The organism is Vibrio gelatinilyticus, assembly GCF_022836845.1.
GTDB classification, from domain to species: domain Bacteria; phylum Pseudomonadota; class Gammaproteobacteria; order Enterobacterales; family Vibrionaceae; genus Vibrio; species Vibrio gelatinilyticus.
Window position 1 is genome coordinate 1 of the sequence record NZ_JAJNNZ010000046.1, and the last position, 1,171, is coordinate 1,171.

At 47.7% G+C, this 1,171-nt stretch carries 1 protein-coding gene; it reads left to right on the forward strand.

The window, feature by feature from the left end; all coding sequences use genetic code 11:
* On the forward strand, positions 1-1,171 hold a 1,171-nt coding region (gene tuf / locus LNL84_RS19610; RefSeq protein WP_244359552.1), incomplete at both ends, for an elongation factor Tu.

Here is a 1,171-nt window from a genome sequence, read left to right on the forward strand (position 1 = left end):
TGTCTAAAGAAAAATTTGAACGTACGAAACCGCACGTAAACGTTGGTACTATCGGCCACGTTGACCACGGTAAAACAACTCTAACTGCAGCTATCTGTACTACTCTTGCTAAAGTTTACGGCGGTGTAGCTAAAGACTTCGCATCTATCGATAACGCTCCAGAAGAGCGTGAGCGCGGTATCACAATCGCTACTTCTCACGTAGAGTACGACACTCCAGCGCGTCACTACGCACACGTAGACTGCCCAGGACACGCGGATTATGTTAAAAACATGATCACAGGTGCTGCGCAAATGGACGGTGGTATCCTAGTTGTTGCTGCAACTGATGGCCCAATGCCTCAAACTCGTGAGCACATCCTACTTGGTCGTCAAGTTGGTATCCCTTACATCATCGTATTCATGAACAAATGTGACATGGTTGATGACGAAGAGCTACTTGAGCTAGTAGAAATGGAAGTTCGTGAACTTCTTTCTGAGTACGAATTCCCAGGTGATGACCTACCAGTTATCCAAGGTTCTGCACTTGGCGCACTAAACGGCGAGAAGCAGTGGGAAGACAAGATCGTTGAGCTTGCAGAAGCACTAGATTCTTACATCCCAGAGCCAGAGCGTGCAGTTGACCAACCGTTCCTACTACCGATTGAAGACGTATTCTCAATCCAAGGTCGTGGTACAGTTGTAACTGGTCGTATCGAGCGTGGTATCCTACGCGTAGGTGACGAAGTAGAAATCGTTGGTATCAAAGAAACCACAATGACTACTTGTACTGGTGTTGAAATGTTCCGTAAGCTGCTTGACGAAGGTCGTGCAGGTGAGAACGTTGGTGCACTACTACGTGGTACTAAGCGTGATGACGTTGAACGTGGCCAAGTACTTGCTGCTAAAGGTTCAATCAACCCACACACTAAGTTCGAGTCAGAAGTATACGTACTTTCTAAAGACGAAGGCGGCCGTCATACTCCGTTCTTCAAAGGCTACCGTCCACAGTTCTACTTCCGTACAACGGACGTAACTGGTGACATCACACTTCCAGAAGGTGTTGAAATGGTAATGCCAGGCGACAACGTTCAAATGACGGTTGAGCTAATTGCTCCAATCGCAATGGACGAAGGCCTACGTTTCGCTATCCGTGAAGGTGGCCGTACAGTAGGTGCTGGTGTTGTTGCTAA